Annotated in this window: 20 protein-coding genes and 2 pseudogenes; 9 read left to right on the top strand and 13 right to left on the bottom strand. The window is 69.7% G+C overall.

Features of this window, described 5'->3' with window-relative positions:
* Positions 1 to 61 precede the first annotated feature (61 nt).
* The 4 genes and pseudogenes from POL67_RS11190 to dnaB form a co-directional block, all read right to left on the bottom strand.
* Positions 62 to 1066, bottom strand: a complete 1005-nt coding sequence (locus POL67_RS11190) for an L-threonylcarbamoyladenylate synthase (RefSeq protein WP_271917233.1) — start codon at positions 1064 to 1066, stop codon at positions 62 to 64.
* A 40-nt stretch (positions 1067 to 1106) separates the two neighbouring features.
* Positions 1107 to 1862: an isochorismatase family protein gene (locus POL67_RS11185; protein ID WP_271917232.1), complete on the bottom strand. Its 756-nt coding sequence runs from the start codon at positions 1860 to 1862 to the stop codon at positions 1107 to 1109.
* Between the two features lie 100 nt (positions 1863 to 1962).
* Positions 1963 to 3222 carry a hypothetical protein gene (locus tag POL67_RS11180; RefSeq protein ID WP_271931065.1) on the bottom strand — a complete coding sequence of 420 codons (1260 nt, stop codon included), beginning with the start codon at positions 3220 to 3222 and terminating at the stop codon, positions 1963 to 1965.
* Positions 3223 to 3262: 40 nt separating this feature from the next.
* Positions 3263 to 4724 (bottom strand): annotated as a pseudogene (gene dnaB / locus POL67_RS11170) (replicative DNA helicase).
* A 238-nt stretch (positions 4725 to 4962) separates the two neighbouring features.
* Between dnaB and POL67_RS11165 the strand changes: the two are divergent.
* Positions 4963 to 5832 (top strand): carbohydrate kinase family protein, encoded by an 870-nt coding sequence (locus POL67_RS11165; RefSeq protein WP_271930797.1) that lies wholly within the window; start codon positions 4963 to 4965, stop codon positions 5830 to 5832.
* 64 nt (positions 5833 to 5896) lie between these two features.
* Here POL67_RS11165 and rplI read toward each other — a convergent pair whose 3' ends face one another.
* From rplI to POL67_RS11135, 6 genes are all read right to left on the bottom strand, one after another.
* Positions 5897 to 6352 carry a 50S ribosomal protein L9 gene (gene rplI, locus POL67_RS11160; protein WP_276075574.1) on the bottom strand — a complete coding sequence of 152 codons (456 nt, stop codon included), beginning with the start codon at positions 6350 to 6352 and terminating at the stop codon, positions 5897 to 5899.
* Between the two features lie 13 nt (positions 6353 to 6365).
* Complete coding sequence (gene rpsR / locus POL67_RS11155; RefSeq protein ID WP_136929515.1) at positions 6366 to 6683, bottom strand: 30S ribosomal protein S18; 318 nt, start codon at positions 6681 to 6683, stop codon at positions 6366 to 6368.
* A 3-nt stretch (positions 6684 to 6686) separates the two neighbouring features.
* Positions 6687 to 7226 carry a 30S ribosomal protein S6 gene (gene rpsF, locus POL67_RS11150; RefSeq protein WP_271917231.1) on the bottom strand — a complete coding sequence of 180 codons (540 nt, stop codon included), beginning with the start codon at positions 7224 to 7226 and terminating at the stop codon, positions 6687 to 6689.
* A gap of 124 nt (positions 7227 to 7350) precedes the next feature.
* Positions 7351 to 8043, bottom strand: a complete 693-nt coding sequence (gene pth, locus POL67_RS11145; RefSeq protein ID WP_271917230.1) for an aminoacyl-tRNA hydrolase — start codon at positions 8041 to 8043, stop codon at positions 7351 to 7353.
* 99 nt (positions 8044 to 8142) lie between these two features.
* Positions 8143 to 8877, bottom strand: coding sequence for a 50S ribosomal protein L25 (locus POL67_RS11140; RefSeq protein WP_271917229.1), 735 nt, complete (start codon positions 8875 to 8877; stop codon positions 8143 to 8145).
* 169 nt (positions 8878 to 9046) lie between these two features.
* Positions 9047 to 9991 carry a ribose-phosphate pyrophosphokinase gene (locus POL67_RS11135; protein WP_136929512.1) on the bottom strand — a complete coding sequence of 315 codons (945 nt, stop codon included), beginning with the start codon at positions 9989 to 9991 and terminating at the stop codon, positions 9047 to 9049.
* A gap of 199 nt (positions 9992 to 10190) precedes the next feature.
* Here POL67_RS11135 and ribF point away from each other — a divergent pair, with 199 nt between their 5' ends.
* The gene (gene ribF, locus POL67_RS11130; RefSeq protein WP_271917228.1) at positions 10191 to 11186 is read left to right on the top strand and encodes a riboflavin biosynthesis protein RibF; all 996 of its coding nucleotides are present in this window, start codon (positions 10191 to 10193) and stop codon (positions 11184 to 11186) included.
* 10 nt (positions 11187 to 11196) lie between these two features.
* Here the strand turns inward: ribF and POL67_RS11125 are convergent, their stop codons facing one another.
* From POL67_RS11125 to POL67_RS11115, 3 genes are read right to left on the bottom strand one after another with little or no spacing between them, the layout of a single operon-like run.
* Positions 11197 to 12207, bottom strand: a complete 1011-nt coding sequence (locus POL67_RS11125; RefSeq protein WP_271917227.1) for an Lcl C-terminal domain-containing protein — start codon at positions 12205 to 12207, stop codon at positions 11197 to 11199.
* Entirely contained in the window at positions 12204 to 13172 is a 969-nt protein-coding gene (locus tag POL67_RS11120) for a hypothetical protein (protein WP_271917226.1), read from the bottom strand. The genes POL67_RS11125 and POL67_RS11120 overlap by 4 nt, the downstream gene beginning before the upstream one ends.
* On the bottom strand, positions 13147 to 14460 hold the full coding sequence (locus POL67_RS11115) for a serine/threonine-protein kinase (RefSeq protein ID WP_271930792.1): 1314 nt from the start codon (positions 14458 to 14460) through the stop codon (positions 13147 to 13149). Before POL67_RS11115 ends, POL67_RS11120 begins: the two co-directional genes overlap by 26 nt.
* Here POL67_RS11115 and POL67_RS53530 point away from each other — a divergent pair.
* The 7 genes and pseudogenes from POL67_RS53530 to POL67_RS11080 all read left to right on the top strand — a co-directional run.
* Positions 14371 to 14940: pseudogene (locus POL67_RS53530) on the top strand (carboxyvinyltransferase); the annotation flags it as partial. The gene POL67_RS11115 and the pseudogene POL67_RS53530 overlap by 90 nt on opposite strands.
* Before the next feature lie 73 nt (positions 14941 to 15013).
* Positions 15014 to 15535, top strand: coding sequence for a carboxyvinyltransferase (locus tag POL67_RS11105; protein WP_271917225.1), 522 nt, complete (start codon positions 15014 to 15016; stop codon positions 15533 to 15535).
* A complete protein-coding gene (cmk, locus tag POL67_RS11100) occupies positions 15532 to 16254 on the top strand; it encodes a (d)CMP kinase (protein ID WP_271930790.1) in 723 nt (240 codons plus the stop codon). The genes POL67_RS11105 and cmk overlap by 4 nt, the downstream gene beginning before the upstream one ends.
* Positions 16223 to 17200, top strand: coding sequence for a hypothetical protein (locus tag POL67_RS11095; RefSeq protein ID WP_271917224.1), 978 nt, complete (start codon positions 16223 to 16225; stop codon positions 17198 to 17200). The genes cmk and POL67_RS11095 overlap by 32 nt, the downstream gene beginning before the upstream one ends.
* A 19-nt stretch (positions 17201 to 17219) precedes the next feature.
* On the top strand, positions 17220 to 18392 hold the full coding sequence (locus POL67_RS11090) for a hypothetical protein (protein ID WP_271917223.1): 1173 nt from the start codon (positions 17220 to 17222) through the stop codon (positions 18390 to 18392).
* A gap of 270 nt (positions 18393 to 18662) precedes the next feature.
* Entirely contained in the window at positions 18663 to 20405 is a 1743-nt protein-coding gene (locus POL67_RS11085) for a 30S ribosomal protein S1 (RefSeq protein ID WP_373372356.1), read from the top strand.
* A gap of 80 nt (positions 20406 to 20485) precedes the next feature.
* On the top strand, positions 20486 to 20887 hold the full coding sequence (locus POL67_RS11080; protein WP_271917221.1) for a YfiM family protein: 402 nt from the start codon (positions 20486 to 20488) through the stop codon (positions 20885 to 20887).
* Positions 20888 to 20911 lie beyond the last annotated feature (24 nt).

Genomic DNA, 20911 nt, shown 5'->3' with positions numbered 1-20911 from the left:
CCCAAGAGCTGGCTCTCCCGTTTTGCCACAACCCGCGAGGGGGCGTCAGCAATTCCCGCGCTCAAGCAGAAGAGGCGCGACGCAGGCGATCGTGGACGGCAGCCCACGCAGAGCCCGCCGGAGGTGCTTCGACCACGACGCTGTCGCAGCCCGCGTCGTCGAGGCGATGGAGCGCCGCATAAAGCGCAGCCGCGTACCCCTCGGGGTCCGCAGGCAAGATCTCGACGGGAGGATCCACGGCGGCGCCGGGCGCACGCAAGGCAGCGCCGGTGACGAGGCCCGCAGCGCGGCGTCTCGCGAGCTCGACGCGCGCCTCGTCGGCAGGTACGACGACGAGCGTGGCGCGTGGCGCGTAGTGGCGCGCGGAGGTGCCCGGCGAAGGCGCGCGTTCGTCGAGAGGGACGGTGATCACGCCGGGATCGACGACGTCGACGTGGCGGCGCAGTTCGTCGAGGGAGACGGCGCCCGGGCGTAAAAGAACAGCAGGACTGCGAGAGACGTCGACGATCGTGGACTCGATGCCGTGCCGGCAAGGGCCACCGTCGAGCACGAGCGGGATGCGCCCGCCGAGGGATTTCAGGACGTGCTCGGCCGTCGTGGGCGAGAGCGAGGTCGTGCGGTTGGCGCTCGGCGCCGCGATGGGCAAACGGCACGCTTCGAGGAGCGCGCGCGCGACAGGCGCGGCAGGCACGCGAATCGCGACGGTCGGTCCGCCAGCCGCGACCTCGTCGGAGACGGCGCCGGGACGACGCGTGACGACGAGCGTGAGCGGGCCAGGCCAGAAGAGCTCGGCGAGGCGCTCGGCAGCAGGCGGGAAGTCGAGCGCGAGCGCGCGCGCCTCGGCGACGCTGGCGACGTGCACGATGAGCGGGTTCGTCGCGGGACGACCCTTTGCTTCGAAGATGCGACGCACGGCGATCGGTTCGTCGGCGCGCGCGCCAAGCCCGTAGACGGTCTCGGTCGGAAAGGCGACGAGGCGCTTGCCGCGGAGGAGCGCGGCCGCGCGCGCGACGGCAGGCGGGTCGAAGGGCAGGAGCTCGGTGCGGATCACAGGCGCGGCGATCATGGAGCAAGGCGAGCCGCTTCGCACGCGGCGCGCAGGTTCTTCAAGGCGCAGCGCGGAGGTAACGCGGCTCGAAGGGCACGAGGGCGGCGAGGGTCACGAGCGCGACGTGCTCGGCCACGGGGCTCATGCCCGCCTGGCAGTCGGGCGGGATCGTCACGACGAACCCTCGCTCGAGCGCGTCCTTCGCGGTGGCGAACATGCCGATCTCGGTGGCGCAGCCCGTGAGGATGATCTGATCGGCGTGGAGCTCGTCGAGCAGCGGCCCGAAAGAGCTGCCCGTGAAGGCGCTGTACGTCCGCTTGTGCACGAGGTGATCGCCGGGCGAAGGCGCAATCGCGGGCCACACGTCGGCGCCCTCGGTGCCGGTGACGGCGTGGCGCGGCCAGTCGCGGAAGTCCTCATCGTCAGGCTCGTGCGCGTCGCACACGTAGATCACGGGGACGTGTTTCTCGTGCGCCCACGTGATGCGCTCCTTCACCGCCGGGACCACGTCGCGCGCGCGCGGGACCTCGAGCGGGCGGCCAGGCGTGAGGTAGTCGTTGATCATGTCGAGGACCACGAGCACGGGCCGCCTGGGTCCACGTGGCCGCGGGCGCGTCGCGAGGAGGCGCTCGCGCAGGCGCTTCGGCAGCTCGACGGGCGGCGCGGCGTGCCCGAGGCGCGCGAGGTCTTCACGCAGCGCGGCGAGGTCGGCCGCGTCCTCGGGCGAAGCGGCGACGAGCGACGCGAGGGCCCTGTCGGGCGTGCCCGCGAGCGTGAGTTCGAGGAGCCGTTCTCTGCCGAGCCGATCCACCATGGAACGCGCTTTTTTTTCGTAGCACGTCCGTGCGGACGAACCCACGGCGGAGGCGCGCGCGGGCAGCAGTTCCTTTGGTGGGGCCCGGGAGCCGCGGCGATCAGGGCGCGGGCGTACCGCCCTCGGGCACGCCCGTCGCGGGCACAGGCGCAGCTTCTGCGCCTACGGTGATCGTCGCCTGCGTCACCTCGCCCGACTTCACCTCGATCGGGATCCGGGCGAGCGCGCGCAGCCCTTTTCCGCGAAGGTCGAGCTCGTACGCGCCCGGAGGCGCCTCTGCGGCGACGCCGGCTTCCGCAACGGAAGATCCGATCCGAAGGAAGGGGACGAGCGTATCCCGCGGGGACAGGAGCTCGACGCGCGCATCCGCGGGCGGAGGGAGCGGCTTGCCGGCCTCGTCCACGAAACGCAGCTCGATCGCGCCCGGCACACGCGCCTCGCGGACGAGGGCGAGCTCAGTGACCACGCCGAGCGTGTCGCCGCGCGGGGCCACCACGAAGAGCCGCTCGTAGCGCGCCGAGCCGCCGGGCGGCAGCGTGACGTTCCGGCCGAAGCGGAGGCTCGTCGCCCCGGCAGCGCTTTCGATCTCGAGCGTGGGTCGATCGGCGGCGGGCGCGATCGCGTACGCCACGGAAGACCCGAGTGCAGCAGCGAACGGGGCTTCGGTCGGTGCGGCGGCGGCGGGCGCCGGCTCGTTGCCGATCGCGGGCAGCGGCTCGGCCGAGCCCCAGTGGACGGCGTCTCCGAGGCTCGGGATCACGAGCGGCTCGTCGGCCTTCGAGGTGATCAGGGTCGAGACGAGGATCACGCGCGCGCCCGGGACGAGCATGTACCGCGTGGCGATCGTCACGCGCGGATCCCCCTCGGCGTGGCCACGCGCAAGCACCTGCGCCGATCCGTCACGCCCTTGCGAGAAGCTCATCGTCACGCCGGTCAGGCAGCCGAGCGGCGCGCCGAGGCACGTCCCCACGCGCCCGAGCGCGTCCTCGCGGATCTCGGAATCGGCAGCGTCCACGAGCGCGCCGTCCGAGGCGCTGATCACCGCCGCGATCGCGCCGTTGTCGACGAGGACGTCGCCCGCCTTGGCCTCGACGAGCGCGCCGGCGAAGGGCTTTTTGTCCCCTTCGATGCGCGCGAGGGTGACCGCGGCGGGCGCTTCCGGCTCGGGCGCACAGAACCCGGCCTTGCCCTCGGCACCGCGGCGGAAGCGGCACATCGCGGCGACACGCGCGCCTTCGCCGCCGTACATGACGACGCCTCCGCTCTGGATCGGCTCGACGCAGGCGGTGAGGCCGGTCGCGAGGCCGAGCAGGAGGAGGGTTCCGAGGGCGAGGCGTTTGCTGTTGTTGCCGGGCGGCATGATGAGCCTCCGACGCGCGAACGCGCCGGATCTTGGGACGTCACTCGTCGTCGACCATCTCGGGGTAGTCGCCGGGCGCGAGGTTGTCGAAGCGCGTGTACGACGACGCGAAGCGCACGAGCACCTTGCCCGTGGGGCCGTTTCGCTGCTTCGCGATGATGATCTCGGCGATGCCCTTCGCGTTCGTGGTCTCCGCGTTGTAGTACTCGTCGCGGTAGATGAACATGATCGTGTCCGCGTCGCTCGATGGCGCCGGACTCGCGCAGATCGCTGAGCTGAGGACGCTTGCCGTTGTCCTTGTTCGTGCGGGTCTCGACGGAGCGGTTGAGCTGCGAGAGCGCGATCACGGGGACACGGAGCTCCTTGGCGAGCTGCTTCAGGCCTCGGGAGATCTCGCTGATCTCCTGCTCGCGGCTGCTCACGCCGTCGCGGCCCTTCATGAGCTGGAGGTAGTCGATGATGACGAGCCCCACGCGCCGCTCGGGCTGCCCCGGCCCGGCCGTACGGTTGTACTCGGCCTGGATGCGGCGGACCTTCGCGCGGACCTCGAGGAGCGTGAGCGCGGACGTGTCGTCGACCCAGATCGGGAGCGTCGACAGGTACGAGGCGCTCTCGGTGAGCCTGCGCCAGTCGTCCGGCTGCAAGAAGCCCTGGCGCAGCTTGCCGAGATCGACGCGGCCCTCGGTGCAGACCATACGACTCGCGAGCTGCTCGCGGGGCATTTCGAGCGAGAACACGCAGACGCCGTAGCCGGGCTCTTGCCGCTCGTACCCATGGTCCTCTTCGCCGGGACCAGCGGCCACCGTGCGCGGCGAGGCGACGTTCACGGCGATGTTGAGGACGAACGACGTCTTGCCCATGCCGGGGCGCGCCGCGACGATCATGAGATCGCCGTCGTGGAGGCCGGCGGTCTTCGAATCGAGTCGCTCGTACCCCGTGGAGATGCCCGTGATGCGATCACCGCGCTCGGCCGCGGCCGTGATCTGCTCGAACGCGGCCTTCAGGACCTGCGCGATCGGCTGCACGCTCGTCGACTGCGCGGTGCGCGCGAGCGCGTAGATCGATTGCTCGGCGCCGTCGATGAACTCCTGCACCGTGCCGACGTCGCCGTACCCCTCGGCCGCGACGCGCTGGCAGGTCGCGATGAGCTGCCGCAGCCGCCATTTCTCGTACACGACCTTGGCGTGCGTAGCGACGTGCGCGACGGCGGGCGTCGCATCGGCGAGCTGTGCGAGGTAACTGGCGCCGCCGATCTGAGCGAGCCACTCGCGATCCCGAAGCCAGGAGGCTATGGAGACGATGTCGATCGGCGTGCCGGAGAGCGCGAGCGCCGTCGCTGCCTCGAAGATGCGCTTGTTCGCGTCGCTGTAGAAATGTTCCGGCTTCAGGATCTCGAGGACTCGATCGAGCGCATCACGCTCGAGGAGCACCGCCGAGAGCACCGCGGCCTCGGCGTCGAGGTCATGCGGAGGGACGCGGCCCGCGACAGGGGCCGGTTCCATCGGTTGGTTCGAACGTCCACGACGCTGCTGCGCGATCTGCATGGCACTTCTTCACCAGATGGCCCCAAGCAATCCCGAAGATATCCACATGGTGAGGCCCCAAATGGGAGACGCCCCGAAGGGCGGGCCCTCCGAGGCGTCGGGATCGTCGAGCGATCTACCAGGAAACACCCGCGCGCGGTACCCGGATCGGCAAGACGATCACGAGGAAACGGCGACATCCGCCGACGTGGTGTGTGTGGGTGAGGCACTATGGGACCTCTCCACGCCCCAAGGCACGTCGCTCGACGATGCGACGCAGCTCTCTCTCACGCCGGGCGGCGGCGCAGTGAACGTGGCGCTCACGCTGGCACAGCTCGGCCTGCGCGCAGGGATTGTGGCGCCCGTGGGAGACGATCCGGTCGGGCACGCGCTCGTGGCACACCTGTCGCGACGCGGGGTCGATGTGTCACGCATGCGTGCCACCAAGTCGACCCGCACAGGGCTCGTGTTCCTGACCCACGCGCCGACGCGCGCCGTGGCGTATCGCGCCGTGCAGGAAGAAGCGCTCGCCCTGCGTGACGCCTTGCCGCGCTCCTTCGGCGCAAGCGTCGTCCACGTCTCCGGGCTCCTGCCCTCACGCGCATGCCTGCTCGCGCTCGAGCGAGCAGCGCGTCACGCGCAGCGCGAGGGAGCGCTCGTCACGCTGGACGCAAACCTACGGCCTCGGCTGTGGGCCGATGGCGCGCTCGGGCGCGCGGATCCGCGGAGGCTCCTCGGTAAGGTCGACGTGCTCAAGGTGAGCGAGGACGATCTGCGCCTGCTCGGCGCGTCGGATCCGCGGGATCTCGCGCCCGTGCTCCATCCCGAGGCGATCGTGGTCGCGACGTTCGGCGCGGCGAAGACACGCGCGCTCGGACCCTTCGGCGAGGTACACGCAGGCGGCCCGGCGCTCGCGGTGGAGAGCACGATCGGCGCGGGAGACGCGTTCGTCGCGGGGCTGCTCTCGGTGCTCGCGCGCGAGGGGCGCTCGGCGCTGGGGGATCACGCGACGATCGAACGCGCGATCCTGCGCGGCAACGAGGTCGCGCGGAGAACGCTCGAAGTGCGATCGTTCGACGTCAAATGAACGAAGGCCCGGACCGATCGGCTCTTCGCCGTTCGATCCGGGCCAACGCCTGCTCCTCGTGGGATCAGGACTTCGCCGCGACCGTGACGTCGATCGTCGCGGTAACGGACGTCGCGAGGCGAACCGGAACCTGGTAGGTGCCGAGCGCCTTGATCGTGTCGAGCTCGATGCGACGACGATCCACGGTGAATCCCTGCGCCGCGAGCGCCTCTTCGATGTCGCGCGAGGTCACCGAGCCGTAAAGCCGATCACCCTCGCCGACAGGCTTCGTGATCGTGAGCTTCACGTTCGCGAGCTTCTGCGCGAGCTCCTCGGCTGCCTTCTTGCTCTTCACCGCGCGCGTCTCGGCGACCTTCTTCTCGTGCTCGATGCGAGCGACGTTCTCCGCCGTCGCGCCGACAGCGAGGCCGCGGGGGACGAGGAAGTTACGAGCGTAGCCCGGGCGAACACGCACGAGCTCGCCGCTCTTGCCGACGTTGGGGAGGTCCTCGGTCAGGACCACGTGAATGTAGTTGGCCATGACGTCCTCCTCGTTACGCCGTCACGGTGAACGGCAAGAGCGCGATGTTACGCGCCCGCTTGATGGCGAGCGTGACCTTGCGCTGATGCCGCGCGCAGTTGCCGCTGATGCGGCGCGGGACGACCTTGCCGCGCTCCGAGATGAAGTACTTGAGCGCCTGCGGGTCCTTGTAGTCGATGAAGAGCGCCTTGTCGGCGCAGTAACGGCAGACGCGCTTGCGACCGGTGCGGCGGCGTCCGGGGGCGTCGGCGTTCAGATCCGGCGTCCGCCCGAAATCGCGGTCGTCCATGTCCATGTTGCGGCTGCCCGAATCCATTCCTCGTTGATTCATGGCTCAGCCTCCCTCTTCCTCGGTGCCGGTCATGTCCGCCTCGCCCTCGAGGTCGTCGAACTCGCCCGAAGCTGGCGCCTCGCTGGTCCGCTCCTGACGACGCTCCGGCTCGATCAGGCCGAGCTGACGCTCCCTCGACTCGTCGCGCTCCTCCTCGATCGGCGGCAGCTCGACACGCTCGAACTTCACGTCCTCATCGGCGATCGCGATCGCCGCGACCTCCACGTCGTTGCGGACGAGGACGGTCTGGTACTTGATCACGCTGTCCATCAAGCGCAGGTTGCGCTCGATCTCGGAGACCACGCGGCCCGTACCGAGGTACTTGAGGTAGATGTACACGCCACGACGGTTCTTGCGGATGTCGTAGGCGAGCCGGCGGCGGCCCCAGTTCTCGACCTTGGTCAGCCGACCTTGCTCACGGCCGATCACGTCGGACAGGCGCGAGCCGACACGCTCGGCGGAGTCCGCGTCGATGTCGGGTCGCAGGATATAGATCGTTTCGTATTCTCTGGCGCGGTTCGGCGCCGTCACGAGTCGACTCATGCTTCTCCTCTTGGACGATGGCCCCGGAGACGTCGTGCCCCGGAGCGAGGACGGCGCGCCCGCTGGTGTTCCATACGGACAAACCAGCGTTCGTGCCTCACGTAAGGTGCGGAAAACGTCCGGATTACTGTCCCTCGCGTTTTTCGCCAGGCGAAACCGACGGTTTGTCCTCCGCCGTTTTCGCGTTCGCGGGCTCGGGCGACGTGCGCGCCTCGCTCCGCTCCTTCGCTTGCTTCTTGCCGGCTTTTGGCCGGCTGTTTCGAACGTTCATCGCGGCGTCGAGGCCGCGGGTCGCGACTTCTAGCACAGAATCCGTCACGAGCTTCAAGATGTCGGGCAGGCGCGAGCGTTCGACCGCGTCGAACGGCGACAGCACGTAGTCCGCCACCTCCCCGCGAAACCCCGCCGGCGGTCGCCCGACGCCCACGCGGACGCGCGCGAAATCGCCCGTGCCGACGTGGGACATGATGGAACGCAGTCCGTTGTGCCCGGCGTGTCCGCCGCCGAACTTGAGCCGGACGTCCCCGAACGGAAGGTCGAGCTCGTCGTGGATCACCACGAGCTCCTTCGGGGCGATCTTGAAGAATGCGAGGGCGGGCTGCACGCTGCGGCCCGACTCGTTCATGTACGTCATCGGCTGAAGGAGCACGCCCGGCTCGTCCCCGAGCGTCGCGCGCGACCACATGCCCGAGAACTTCTCGCGAAAGGCATCGGCGCGAGCGCGCGCCGCGAGCGCTTCGACGGCCATGAAGCCGACGTTGTGCCGGTGCGACGCGTATTTCTCGCCCGGGTTGCCCAGGCCGACGACGAGCAGCATGACGAGGAAGTCGAGGCCCGAAGACGAGCGTGCCCCGCGGAACGACCTCGTTCGGAGATCATGCCGCGGGGCGGATCGCTCGGACCGTTTGAGCTGAAACTACTTCTTCTTGGCGTCCTTGGCGGGAGCCGCAGCCTTCGCCGCGGGAGCCGCGCCCTTGGCCGCGGGAGCCGCAGCCTTCGCCGCGGGCGCCGCGCCCTTCGCGCCGGCCGCAGGAGCCGCCGCCGCCGGAGCGCCCGGAGCGCCCGGAGCCGCAGCCGCGCCTTCCTCACCCTTCTCGGGAATGGCCACGACGACGACCGTCTGATCCTCGGGCAGGCGCGTCTTCACGCCCTCGGGGAGCGGAACCGCGCCCGCCTTCACCGTGTCACCGAGGTCGAGCTCGCTGATGTCGATCTCGACGAGCGCCGGGATCTTCTCGGGCAGGCAGCGGATGGGCAGGTTGCGGAAGATCTGCTGGAGGATGCCGCCGCCCGCGACGCCCTTCGACTTGCCGACGCAACGAACGGGCACCTCGACGTCGACCGGCTGGTCGAGCTTGACCTGCAGGAAGTCTGCGTGGACGAGCTCACGCGAGATCGGGTGGTAGCCGTAATCGCGCACCATGACGGTGAGCTTGTCGCTGCCCTCGACGGCCAGCTCGATGACCGAGTTCTTCCCGTGCGCCGACTTCAGCACCTCGAGGAGGGCCTTCGGAGAAACGGCAACCGGGAACGCTTCGAGGCCCTTGCCGTAGCAGATGGCAGGGATGTTCCCCGTGCGGCGGAGCCTGTTCGACGGGCCCTTTCCGCTTTCCTGACGAAGGGTGGCGCTGAGCTTGATGATTTCCATCATGGGACGACTCTCCGGTTCCGATCCGAGACGCGGCGCTATAGCAGAGATCGATCGGGTTGTGCGCCGATTCCGACGATCCTCCGAGGCGAAGCCGCAAGCCTGAGAGGAAACTGCGCGATTGTCCAGGCGCTGAGGGACACGAAACGACGAACGCGAGGCGAGGACACGACTAGACGAAGAGGGAGCTCACCGAATCCGAGTGGTGGATCCGGCGGATGGCCTCCGCGAGCAGGCGCGCCACGCTGACGACCTTGAACTTCCCGCACGCCTTGGCTTCCTCGGAGAGCGGGATCGAGTTGGAGACGATGACCTCGGCGAGCGGCGACTCCATGATGCGCGACAGCGCCGGGCCCGAAAGCACGGCGTGTGTGGCGCAGGCAGCGACGCTCTTCGCGCCCGCCTTCATGAGGGCATTCGCCGCGTTCACCAGCGTGCCCGCCGTGTCGATGATGTCGTCGAGGATGAGGCAACGCTTGCCCTCGACCTCGCCGATGATGTTCATCACCTCGCTCTCGTTCGCGCGCTCGCGGCGCTTGTCGATGATGGCGAGCGTGCCGTCGAGGCGCTTCGCGTAAGCACGCGCGCGCTCGACGCCGCCCGCATCCGGCGAGACGATCACGCAGTCGCGGCTGTAGTGCTCGCGAAGGTGCTGATCGAGGAACGCCGGCATCGCGTGGAGGTGATCGAAGGGGATGTTGAAGAACCCCTGGATCTGGCCCGCGTGCAGATCGAGCGCGACGATGCGGTGCACGCCCGCAGCGACGAGAAGATCAGCCACGAGCTTCGCCGTGATCGGCGTGCGCGGCGCGGCCTTGCGGTCCTGCCGGGCGTAGCCGTAGTACGGAATCACGGCGGTGATGGAGCCCGCGGAGGCGCGCCGAAGCGCGTCCACCATGATGAGCAGCTCCATCACGCTGTCGTTCACCGGCGAGCACGTCGGTTGTACGACGTACGTGTCCACGCCACGGACGTTCTCCTGAATCACGCAGAACGTCTCCCCGTCGGAGAACCGCGAGACGCGGCACTTCCCGAGCGGGAACTCGAGGCACTGGCAAATCTCCTGCGTGAGCGTGGGGTTTGCGTTCCCCGAGAAGATGCTCACTCTCTTGAACATCGGCCAGCCTCCCTGCTTGCCGAGGGTTCGGTCGACGCTCGGCCAGTCCGAGCGACCACGACAACCCCGAACGCCGAAGGGTCAACGGCGGCGCGGCTCTACCAGTCACCCCTACTTCCGTCAAGGATCTTGTGGTCATTGCATCATGACACGACCTCGGCTTTGCGCGGCGCCTCGGGTTTGACTAGGTAGCGCGATCGTGGATCGGCAGAGCGGCTCCCAGCGCGGCGAGACGAGCGGACGTAGCGGCACCCTCGTCGTGATCGGCAATTTCGACGGTCTGCACAGGGGCCATCGCGCCGTCCTGGATGAAGCCGCTCGGATCGCCAACGAGCGCGGGCTCGCTCCGGTGGTGCTGACGTTCCATCCACACCCGGCCGAGGTCCTCGGCCGCAAGGCGCCGCCGCTGCTCACGCCGCTCGCACGCAAGATCGCGCTGTGCGAGCGCGCCGTGCCGGGGCTCCGGGTCTCCGTGGCCCCCTTCGATCGCGCGTTCGCGGCGCAGAGCCCGCGCGACTTCGCCGAGCGCGTGCTCGGCGATCTCGGCGCGCGCGTGGTGATGGTCGGGCAGAACTTCCGCTTCGGCGCGCAGCGGGCCGGCGATTTCGCCGAGCTCGAGCGGCTCGGCAAGGAGCTCGGCTTCGAGACGCGCTCCCATGCGCTCGTCGGCGACACGAGCGGGCCGTGGTCGAGCACGCGCGCGAGGGAGGCGATCGCACGGGGCGATCTCGACGAGGCGCAGCGCATCCTCGGGCGATGGCACGCGCTCTCGGGGACCGTGGTGGCAGGGGACAAACGCGGGCGGACGATCGGCTTTCCCACCGCGAACATCCTCGACGCGCCGGAGGCGCTCCCACCGCTCGGCGTGTACGCCGTGCTGATCGATCGTTTGCCCCCGGAAGGAGCGGGTGAGCGCGGCGCGACGATGCTCGGGCGCGGCGTCGCAAACCTCGGCGTGCGGCCCACGGTGGATCCCACGGCGGCGCGCCCGCGCCTCGAAGTGCACGTCTTCGATCGGGACGAGGATCTGTACGGCGCGCGGCTGCGCGTGCACCTCGTTCGGCACATTCGTCCGGAGCAACGTTTCTCAGGGCTCGACGCGCTGAAGGCGCAGATCGCGCGGGACGCCGAGGAGGCGCGGCGCGCGCTCGAAGGCATCACGCCCGATCCCGAGGCGGGCTCGGCCTGGGCTTGATCCGCGCGCATCATCGAACGCAACGCACGCGCGCCTTCACCATCGTCGACTGGTGATCGACGCGGCCCGTGAGGCCGTCGACGAGCCATGCTTCCGCCGGCGCAGCGGCGACGGGCGTGGACGACCAGAAGCGGCCCTCGCCGTCGGGGAACGGCGTCGCCGCGGACATGGGTTCGTCCTCCTCGCCGTGACCGAGGCTCACGAGTTCCTTGATGCTCGGGAGCCGGAAGCCGTCAGCGCCACCGATCGAGAGCGACGCGCAGAAAGCGAGCGCGCCTTGCCACGTGCTCACCTCCGGCGTGCTCAGGCGTTGCCACACGAAGCCCGTGCGCCTGTCGATCAGCGTCTCCCCCTCCGCGCCCGCTTCGAGGCACGACGCGCGCGGAGGACCCACGACACAACGGACGCGCGCCGCGACCGTGCGATCGAGCGACGTCATCGATCCGTCGACGAACCCGATGGCCCACACACCATCCATCGCCGTCGTCATGGTCCAGTAGAGATCCGTGGACCACGTGGGCACGGAGATCATCGAGGGGTTGATCGCGGGCCCGTCGCGCCCGTAGTCCACGAGCGAGACGAGCTCCACGCGCGTCGGGAGCCGCGCGCCGCCGCCGGACTTCTCGCAACGCGCGCGCGCTTCCTCCCACGAGACCGGCTCCGAGGCTGCTTCGCTCTCCCATACGAGATCGAGGATCTCGTCACGCACGCCGTCGCCCGCGGACTCCCCGAACGAAGCCTCCTCGTAGCTCGGCAAGACGCCAACGACATGGCCGTCCTGGCCCACCGCGAGGATCGGATCGTCACACGAGACCGCGTCGGATCCATCGGTGCAGAACCGTGTGGCCGAGTCGGGGAAGCCCACGCCCGTGCTCGCCTCGCACGCGCCCGCAGAGCCGTCCGACGCGAGCGTGCGTGGCTCGATCCCCGCTACGATCTCGCAGCCGATCGGGCCCGCGAGCAGGAGTGGCCACGCACCGAATCGCGCGAAGGGAGGGGTCGCTATTCGTTTCGTGCTCAAAATGTTCCTCCCAGGAGCAACGTCGCGCCCGCTCCCGCGGACGGCACGATCACGATCGACGCGCGTGGATCTTCGGGGCTCTTCGAGCGCGAGACCCAGTAGAGGGTCGCGGACGTCAAGAGGCCGACCGCGCCCACGCCGAGCGCCACGTCGGCGATCCGCGCGGCCGTCCGCCCGTCCTCGGCCACGTCGAGCGACGCCACGTTGGGGCAAACCGTGCCCTGGCACCGCGCGCGCGCCTCGTTCTCCTTCACGAGCGCGCGGATCCCGAAGAACGTCCCCACGCCGAGGGCGCCGAGCGAGATCCCCGCGGTCACATGCGCCGCGATGCGCGCGCCCGAGGGCCCGCGCGACGGCGCGAGCGCGGGCACCACCACGGTCACGCGTGCGCCCGGCGCGACCCGCACCGTCGTCCGAAACGGCGCCCTCCCCTCGGCCGTCGCGACGACCACGTGTTCACCGGGATCGACGGGCGCGGGCTCGCCGAGCGACGCCTCCGAGATCGACGCCCCGTCGCGCTCGATCACCATGCCCGCGACGCGCGCGCCCGGCCCGAGCACCACCACGAGCCGCGCGAGCTTGCGTTCGAGCGCGTCGAGCCGCTCGTGGGCGATCTCTGCGCGATCGGGCCTCGCGTCCGTGCGCGCCCACGCGAGGGCCTCGCCGAGCTCGCGGTAGGCCGTGGCGGTCTTGCCTTCCGCCTCGTGGCAGAGGGCGAGGTTCAGGATCGTCCCGCCGCCCGGATCGAGCCGATGGCTCTCCGCGAGCTTCGGACAAGCCTCGGCATACCGCTTCTCCCCCATGAGCTGCTTGCCCTCGCGGAAGAGGACCTCTGCCTCCGCAGCGGCGTCACCGTCCGCGCGGGCGGTCCCCTCGCCGGCGAAGACGAGCGCGGCGAGCGCTGGGAGAAGAAGTCGATTGGCGAGACGAACGTATCTTTTATTTGCGGCTATCCAGCGGATCAAGGAAGCTCCCTCCTTTGCGGCGCCCTGTGGGCGCTCCAGAGGTTCGATAAGACGAAGTCGTTCCACCCTTTGGCGCTTTCGCCGCCGAGCTCGGCGCGGGGGCCGCTGGCTCCTCGACGCCTTGGGCGGACGGGTTGCTCGGACCGCCCGGCGTGACGACCACCGAGGGCTCCTTTGGCCGCTCGGGGGCCGCGCGCGATGGCCCCGGCGAGGGCGCGCGATCGTCCGGCGTTTCTCCCCAGGACACGACGAGCGCTCCCACCACGAGCAGCGTCACGCCGAGCAAACCGAGCCCCGCGCGAAGGCGCGCGGATCGCCGGAGCGCCGCGGGCACGAGGGCCGTCGAGAGGAGGCCGCGCAAGCCGTCGGCGTCGCGGCTCCCGGCCGTGGCGGCGTGCGTCGGAAGTTTCTCCGGAGGAATGCCGATCACCCGGATCACCCGGCGCACGCTGGTCTCGCTGCGCTCGGGCGCAAAAGGCCGGAGCGACGCGGCGAGCTCGGCCACGTCGGGCGTGCGTTTGTCCGGGTCTTTTTGCAAGCACTGGAGGATCGCCTTTTCGAGCCCCTCCGGTACGTCGGGACGAACGTCCCGCACCCGCGCGGGCGGGTCCGCGGCGATGCGGAAATACAGCGAAGAAATGGTCTTCGCCTCGAAGGGGCTCTGGCCCGTCAACAGCTCGTGCAGGACGATGCCGAGGGACCAGAGGTCAGTGCGTGGATCGACGTGGGTCGGGTCCCGCAGCCGCTCGGGCGAGGTGTACCGGGGCGAACCCACCACGAATCCATTGCCCGTGAGCGTCACGACGTCCTCCGCCTGCGCGGCGCCGCCTGGGCGGAGGAGCTTGGCGATGCCGAAATCGAGGACCTTGATGAGCGGCGAGCCGTCGGCGCGGCTCGTGAGAAAGAGGTTCGAGGGCTTGATGTCGCGGTGGACGATTCCCATGGAATGGGCCTCGGCGAGCGCCTCGCAGGCCTGTAGGATGTAATCGACCGCGTCCTCGACGGGCAGCGGGCCGCGGCGGCCGAGCATGCCGCGGAGATCGATTCCTGTGAGGTATTCCATCACGACGAACGGCGAGCCCCACGGCAGGGTGCCCATGTCGAGCACGCGCGCCACGTGCTCGCTCTTGATCGCGCTCGCGGCCCGCGCCTCGCGGAGGAGCCGCGTCACGGAGACGTCGCTCGCTGCCACCTTGGGATGCAGGAACTTGAGCGCGACGCGCTGCCGGAGGTTCGCGTGCTCCGCCTCCACGACGACCCCCATCCCCCCAGCGCCGAGGATCCGCAGGATCCGGTATTTCCCCGCGACTACGTCGCCTGGGCGCGGCAGCGAGGCCTCGGCCGCATCGAAGGCGGCGCGCTCGGCGCAGACAACATGTCCACGCTCGCTGCGCTCCGCGCGATGGGCATCACCGCTGAGGAGCAGAACGAGACGCTGCTCGTCGGAGGCAAGGGCCTCTACGGACTGCGCGCGCCGAGCGCGCCCATCGACTGCGGCAACTCGGGCACGACGATGCGCCTGCTCGCCGGCGTGCTCGCCGCGCAACGCTTCGCCACCGTGCTCGTCGGCGACGAGTCGCTCACGCGAAGGCCGATGGAGCGCGTCGCGAGGCCCCTGCGCCTGCGCGGCGGCCGCATCGAGGGCAAGCTCGATCCGAAGCGCGTCGGAGAGATTACGGCGCCGCTCCAGATCGGTCCTCTGCCGGAGCCCAACGTGCTCGGGCCCCTCGAGTACGAGATGCCCGTCGCGAGCGCGCAGGTGAAGAGCGCGATCTTGCTCTCGGGCCTCTACGCCGACGGACCAACGTACGTGCGCGAGCCGCTCGTATCGCGAGATCAAGGTGCTGCGCGACATGGGCGGCTCGCTCGTCCTCGAGCCGAAGGGCGAGGAGATGGGCGAGCCGATCGGCGACCTGCACGCCAGCGCGTCCGATCTGCGGCAAGGGAGGCTCGGCGGGGAGCTCGTGGCGCGGACGATCGACGAGGTGCCGATCCTGTGTGCGCTGGCGGCGCGCGCGCATGGCACGACACTCATCGAGGACGCGGCCGAGCTCCGCGTGAAGGAGAGCGATCGGATCGCGATGATGGCGCGCGTGCTGCGCGCGTTCGGCGTGACGTGCGAGGAGCGTCCGGACGGGCTCGCCGTCGAGGGACAGCCGGAAGGCAAGCTCAAGGCCGCAGACATCGAGAGCGGCGGCGATCACCGCATCGCGATGACATCGTGTGTGCTCGGCCTCCTCGCGGACGGGCCCACGCGCGTGCGCGACGCCGACAACATCGCGACGAGCTTCCCGCGGTTCGTCGGTACGATGCGCGCGCTCGGGGCGCGGATCGAGGTGGAGTCGGGCGGAGGGACTCCATGAGCAGCGGAGGGCGGAGGGCCGTACGCGTCGCGATCGACGGGCCGGCCGGCGCGGGCAAGAGCACGGTCGCGCGCAGGCTCGCGGAGCGGCTCGGCTACCTGCTCCTCGACACGGGCGCGCTTTACCGCACGGTCGCGCTCGCGGCCGTGCGTGGGCCGATCCGCTGGGATGATCGAGAGACGCTCGGCGCGCTCGCCGAGGATCTCGTGGCCCGCAAGCGCATGCTCATCGAGCGCGCCGAGGGCGCGACGGGCGGCGGCAGCGGCATGCGGGTCCTGCTCGACGGCGAGGATGTCTCGGCGGCGATCCGCTCGCCCGAGGTGAGCCTCGGCGCGAGCCGTGTCTCGGCTGTTCCCGCGGTGCGCGCCGCGCTGCTCGACATGCAGCGCGGCCAAGGCGCCGAGGGCGGCGTCGTGCTCGAAGGTCGCGACATCGGCACGGTCGTCTTCCCGGACGCGGAGGTGAAGTTTTTCCTGACCGCCTCCCCCGAGGTCCGTGCGCGCAGGCGTTACGAGGAGCTCGTCGCGCAGGGCAAGTCCGCCACCTACGAGGACACGTTCGCGGACGTCGAGCGCCGCGACAAAGCCGACACGGAGCGCCCCGTGGCGCCGCTTCGGCAGGCCGACGACGCGATCGTCGTCGACTCGAGCCACAGGGACGTCGCCGAGCTCGTCGAGGAGATGGCGCTTGTCGTCGAAGCGCGCGAGCGCGCCGGCTGAGGTTTTCCGCCGCGCTTTCGTGCTCGGCCTCGGCGCGCTCGCCTTCGGTACGGCGGCGTGCGGCGGCGAGGTACCGGCTCCAAAGGCACCGGCGCGGGGCAAACGCGACGTCCTCGATCCGGCCGAGCTCTTCCCTGCCGATCTCGATCTCGTGCTGCGCGTCGACCTCGGCCGCATGCGCGCGCAGCTCGGCCCCTTGGCGGACGTGCTCTCCGCGCGCGTCGAGGAGGAGAGCGGCAGCGAGGAGGCGCTCGTCTCGCAGGCGATCGCGCGCGCCAAGGTCGTATGGATCGGCCTGCGCGCCGCGGACGCCGAGGCCGGGGATCGTGTGCTCGTCATCGAAGGCGACGTGGAGGACGTGCGGCCCGATCCCAAGCAGTTCCGCCTCGTCGATCCTCCGATCGCGGACGACATCCGGAGCTGGGAGCGCACAGGGCCCCTCGGCCGCGCCACGACCGCGCGGATCCACACGTTCGCCGATCGCATGATCGTGTTCGTCACGCCGGTCGAGGTGGACAGCGTCGAGCGCGTGCTCCTGAAGGGCCCGGACGAGCGCCGCCGGGATCCCGCAGCCGAGGGCCTCGTCAGCGCGGACCTACGCGCGCGCCGCCTGCCGCCTTCGCTCGAACGGCGCTTCCCTTCCATCGCGTCGATCATCGGCGGCCTCGAGCGCGCCCGCGCGAGCGCGGTGATGGTCGGCGACGCCTTGCGTGTCGACGCCGAGGTCACGGCCGGCACGGGGCAAGCCGCCGGCAAAGCCGAGAACCTGCTCCGCGCGCTGCGCGAGGGTGGACAGGGCAGCCGCTACGCCGCGCTCTTCGAGGAGATGCGGATCGAGCGTGTCGATCGCGCCGTGCGTGTGCGCTGGGACCTCTCCTCGGACGTCCTGCGCGCCCTGCTCGAAGGCAAGCTCGCGGCGCCGGAGAGGATGCAAGGCGAACGCTGAACGCTTACGCTCGGGGGCGATGGCCGACACGCTCGTCGATCCGATCGAGCCCGTTCCCCCCACGCAGCGCGATCCCGATGCGCTCGGGGCCGCGCCCGTTCTTGCACCGGAAGCCCCCGCGCTCGCTCCGCCTGAACCTCCGCCCGAACTTCCGCCCGAATCTCCGCCCGAACCTCTGCCCGAGCCTCGCGCCGAGGCGCCGCGCCCGAAGCCGCGCGGGTCGCGCATGGTGCTCGTAGCCGTGGCCGCGATCTTCGTGCTCGCGTCGGTCGCCGGGCTCCTGTTCTGGAACTTCGTCCTGCGGTACCGCCCCACGGCGCGCGCGCACGTGCCTGGTGGGACGAACATCGCGATCCGGCTCGAAGCCGCGGACATCGTGCTCTTCGGCCCCGTGCGCGAGCATCTTTTGAAGCTCGCGCTCGACGAAGGCAGCGGGCCTGAGGCCTCCGCGCCGTCGCGCCCCTCGCGCGCCACGCGCATCCACGATCACACAGGGGTGCGTTTGCCCGCGGACGTGCGCGAGGTCGTCATCGCGTCGATGGACGGCAAGAGCTGGGTCGCGCTCCTCGGCGGTCGCATCGAACGCGGGCGGTTCGTCCAAGGACTCGCCGAGGTCGCGCGTGAGGAGGGATGGGCCGGGTTTCGCCGGGAAGGCGAGCTCTTCGTGGGACCTTCGATCGTGATCGGACAGGCGGACGACGGGACGATCCTCGTCGGCACGGATCGATCGATCGTGGAGGCCGCGCTCCCCGCGACGGAGGAAGGCGAGAAGCTCGGTTTGCCCGAGAAGGGCGCGGTCACGTTCGCGATCGCGCGGCAGGCGTTCGAGGTCTTGTCGGGGGCGAACATGATCACGCCGCGCGCGGCCGTTCTCGGCACGGTCGAGCGAGCCACGGGCACGCTCGCGCTCGGCGGTTCGCCGGAGCTCGTCGTTCGTCTCGAACCGACGAAAGCCGCGGATGCTCCGAAGCTCGAAGAAGGCGCGCGCGCGCTGCTCGCGGATCTCGGGCTCGCGTTCTTGCTCCTGCCGGATGTTGCGGGTGAGAAGGAGGCGCTGCGCGCGGCGACGGTGAAGCGCGACGGGAATGTCGTCGTGCTCCGCGCGCTGTGGCCGTACGAGGGGCTGGATCGGGCGACGGCGGAGCTCGCGGGGAAGCTCCGCGGCGCGGAAAACCCTGGCAAAAAGCCTTGATCGCGCGTGCCCCGACCGAACGCTACGTTGCTGGCCGGGGCGGACAAAACGGACCCCTTGGGGGCATTGCATTGACAAGGGGCTGGCCTCGGACTAGACGGACCGCTCTCCCGGATCCGGACCGACGCCCGACGTGTGCCCGAGGCCGGCTCAATTCGAGCTGCACGCTCGCGCGGCGCATCGCATCCGTGCCCCGGGAAATCCTAGGGAAGGACGGTTTCAAAAGACCAGATGGCTAGTAACGCGAACGTGGAGATGACGGGATCCGACATGGGATCCAGCATGGAGAGCTTCGCCGCGCTCTTCGAGCAGCGGGTCGAGTCCGATTTCGCGCGCGAGGGCGAGATCATCGCAGGAACGGTCGTTCAGGTCGGCCGTGACTCGGTGGTGGTCGACATCGGTGGCAAGAGCGAGGGCGTAATCCCGCTCCGAGAGTTCGCGGACGCCACAGGTCAGGTCGGCGTCAAGCCCGGCGACAAGGTGGACGTCTACATCGAGAGCCGCGAGAACGACGACGGCCTCGTCACCTTGTCGAAGGAAAAAGCCGACAAGATGAAGGTCTGGGATGAGATCTCGAACGCCTGCGAGGCGGACGAGCTCATCGAGGGCACCATCAGCCAGCGCGTGAAGGGCGGCCTCTCGGTCACCATCCGCGGCGGCGTGAAGGCGTTCCTCCCGGGGTCGCAGGTCGACCTCCGCCCGATCCGCAACTTGGACAAACTGATCGGCCAGACCTACAAGTTCAAGGTCATCAAGTTCAACAAGAAGCGGGGCAACATCGTCCTGTCCCGCCGCGTCCTGCTCGAGCGCGAGCGCGACGAGATGAAGCAGAAGACGCTCGAGACCCTCACCGAGGGCATGACCGTCAAGGGCACGATCAAGAACATCACCGAGTACGGTGCGTTCGTGGACCTCGGCGGCATCGACGGCCTGCTCCACATCACGGACATGAGCTGGGGCCGCGTGAACCACCCGAACGAGGTGTTCAACGTCGGCGACGAGGTCACCGTCAAGGTCCTCAAGTACAACCCCGAGACCGAGCGCGTCTCCCTGGGCCTCAAGCAGACCCAGGAGGATCCGTGGAACCACGCCGAGGAGGCCTACCCGGCCGGCAAGAAGGTCCGCGGCAAGGTCATGTCGATCACGGACTACGGCGCCTTCGTGGAGCTGGAGCCGGGCGTCGAGGGCCTGATCCACGTGAGCGAGATGAGCTGGACCAAGAAGGTCAAGCACCCGTCGAAGCTCCTCGAGGTCGGCCAGGAGATCGAGTGCCAGGTGCTCGAGGTCGACGCGCGCGCCAAGCGCATCAGCCTCGGTCTCAAGCAGCTCGAGCCCGATCCGTGGATGCTCTTCACGGACAAGTACCACCCCGGCGACAAGATCGCGGGCAAGGTCCGTTCGCTCACCGATTACGGCGTGTTCGTCGGGATCGAGGAGGGCGTCGACGGCATGGTCCACAAGAGCGATCTCTCGTGGTCGGTGCGCGTCAACAACCCGAGCGACCTCCACCACAAGGGTGACGACGTCGAGGCGATCATCCTCTCGATCAACCACGACGAGAAGAAGGTCTCGCTCGGCATCAAGCAGCTCTGGGACGACCCGTGGCCGACGATGCTCAGCGAGTTCGCGCCGGGCCGCGTGATCGACGAGTCCCAGGTGATCAGCATCGTCGAGTACGGTATCTTCGTGCGCCTGCGCGAGGGCGTCGAGGCGCTCATCTCGACGGGCGACATCCTCGAGCCCGAGGGCACGAAGATCAAGGTCGGCGACCTCGTGAAGGTCGAGATCTCGAGCGTCGACACGATCGAGCGCCGCCTCTTCGCGACGATGAAGAACATCGGCGTGGAGAAGCCGCAGCCCGCCGAACGTCCGAAGCGCGTGAAGAGCGCGGGCGGCGGTGGTGGTGCGGCGGCCGAGGAGGAGAAGAGCGTGGCCGGAACGGTCGGCGATCTCATCCGCGAGAAGCTGGCCGGCAAGCTCGACCTCAAGAACAAGGCGAAGGATCAGGAGTAATCCTGCCCCTTCCCTGGTGACCGTTCGCGGCGCCTTCCCTCGGGGAGGCGCCGCGCGCGTTTTGTCCCTACGATCAGCGCATGAAACGACGAACCCTCGTCGCGCCCGCGGTCCTCGTCGCGCTCCTCGCCGCGCTCCCTGCCCACGCAGAGCCCCCGGACAACCCCGACCCTTTTTTCGGCCGCGACAAGGCCCTGCACTTCGGCTTCTCGGCCGCGCTCGCGAGCGGCGCGTACGGCGCCTCCGCGTTGTCCGGGCTCGACGGGCGGGCGAACCGTGTCGCCGTCGGCATGGCCGTCGCGCTTGGTGCTGGGTACAGCAAGGAAATCCTCGACGCCGCGGGGTTCGGCACGCCGTCGTGGAAGGATTTCGCCTGGGACCTCATCGGGACGGCAGTGGGGCTCGGCGTCTCGCTCGCCATCGATTACGCCCTTTCACCGTCCCCGACCGAGAAATCCGGTAGGCCAGCGCCCGCGCGTTGATCGCCACCGGCCGGTGCCGGTGCT

It is taken from the genome of Polyangium mundeleinium, assembly GCF_028369105.1.
Taxonomy (GTDB): Bacteria; Myxococcota_A; Polyangia; order Polyangiales; family Polyangiaceae; genus Polyangium; species Polyangium mundeleinium.
Note: the sequence above shows the minus strand (reverse complement) of the source record. Positions and strands in the feature narration are given on the sequence as shown.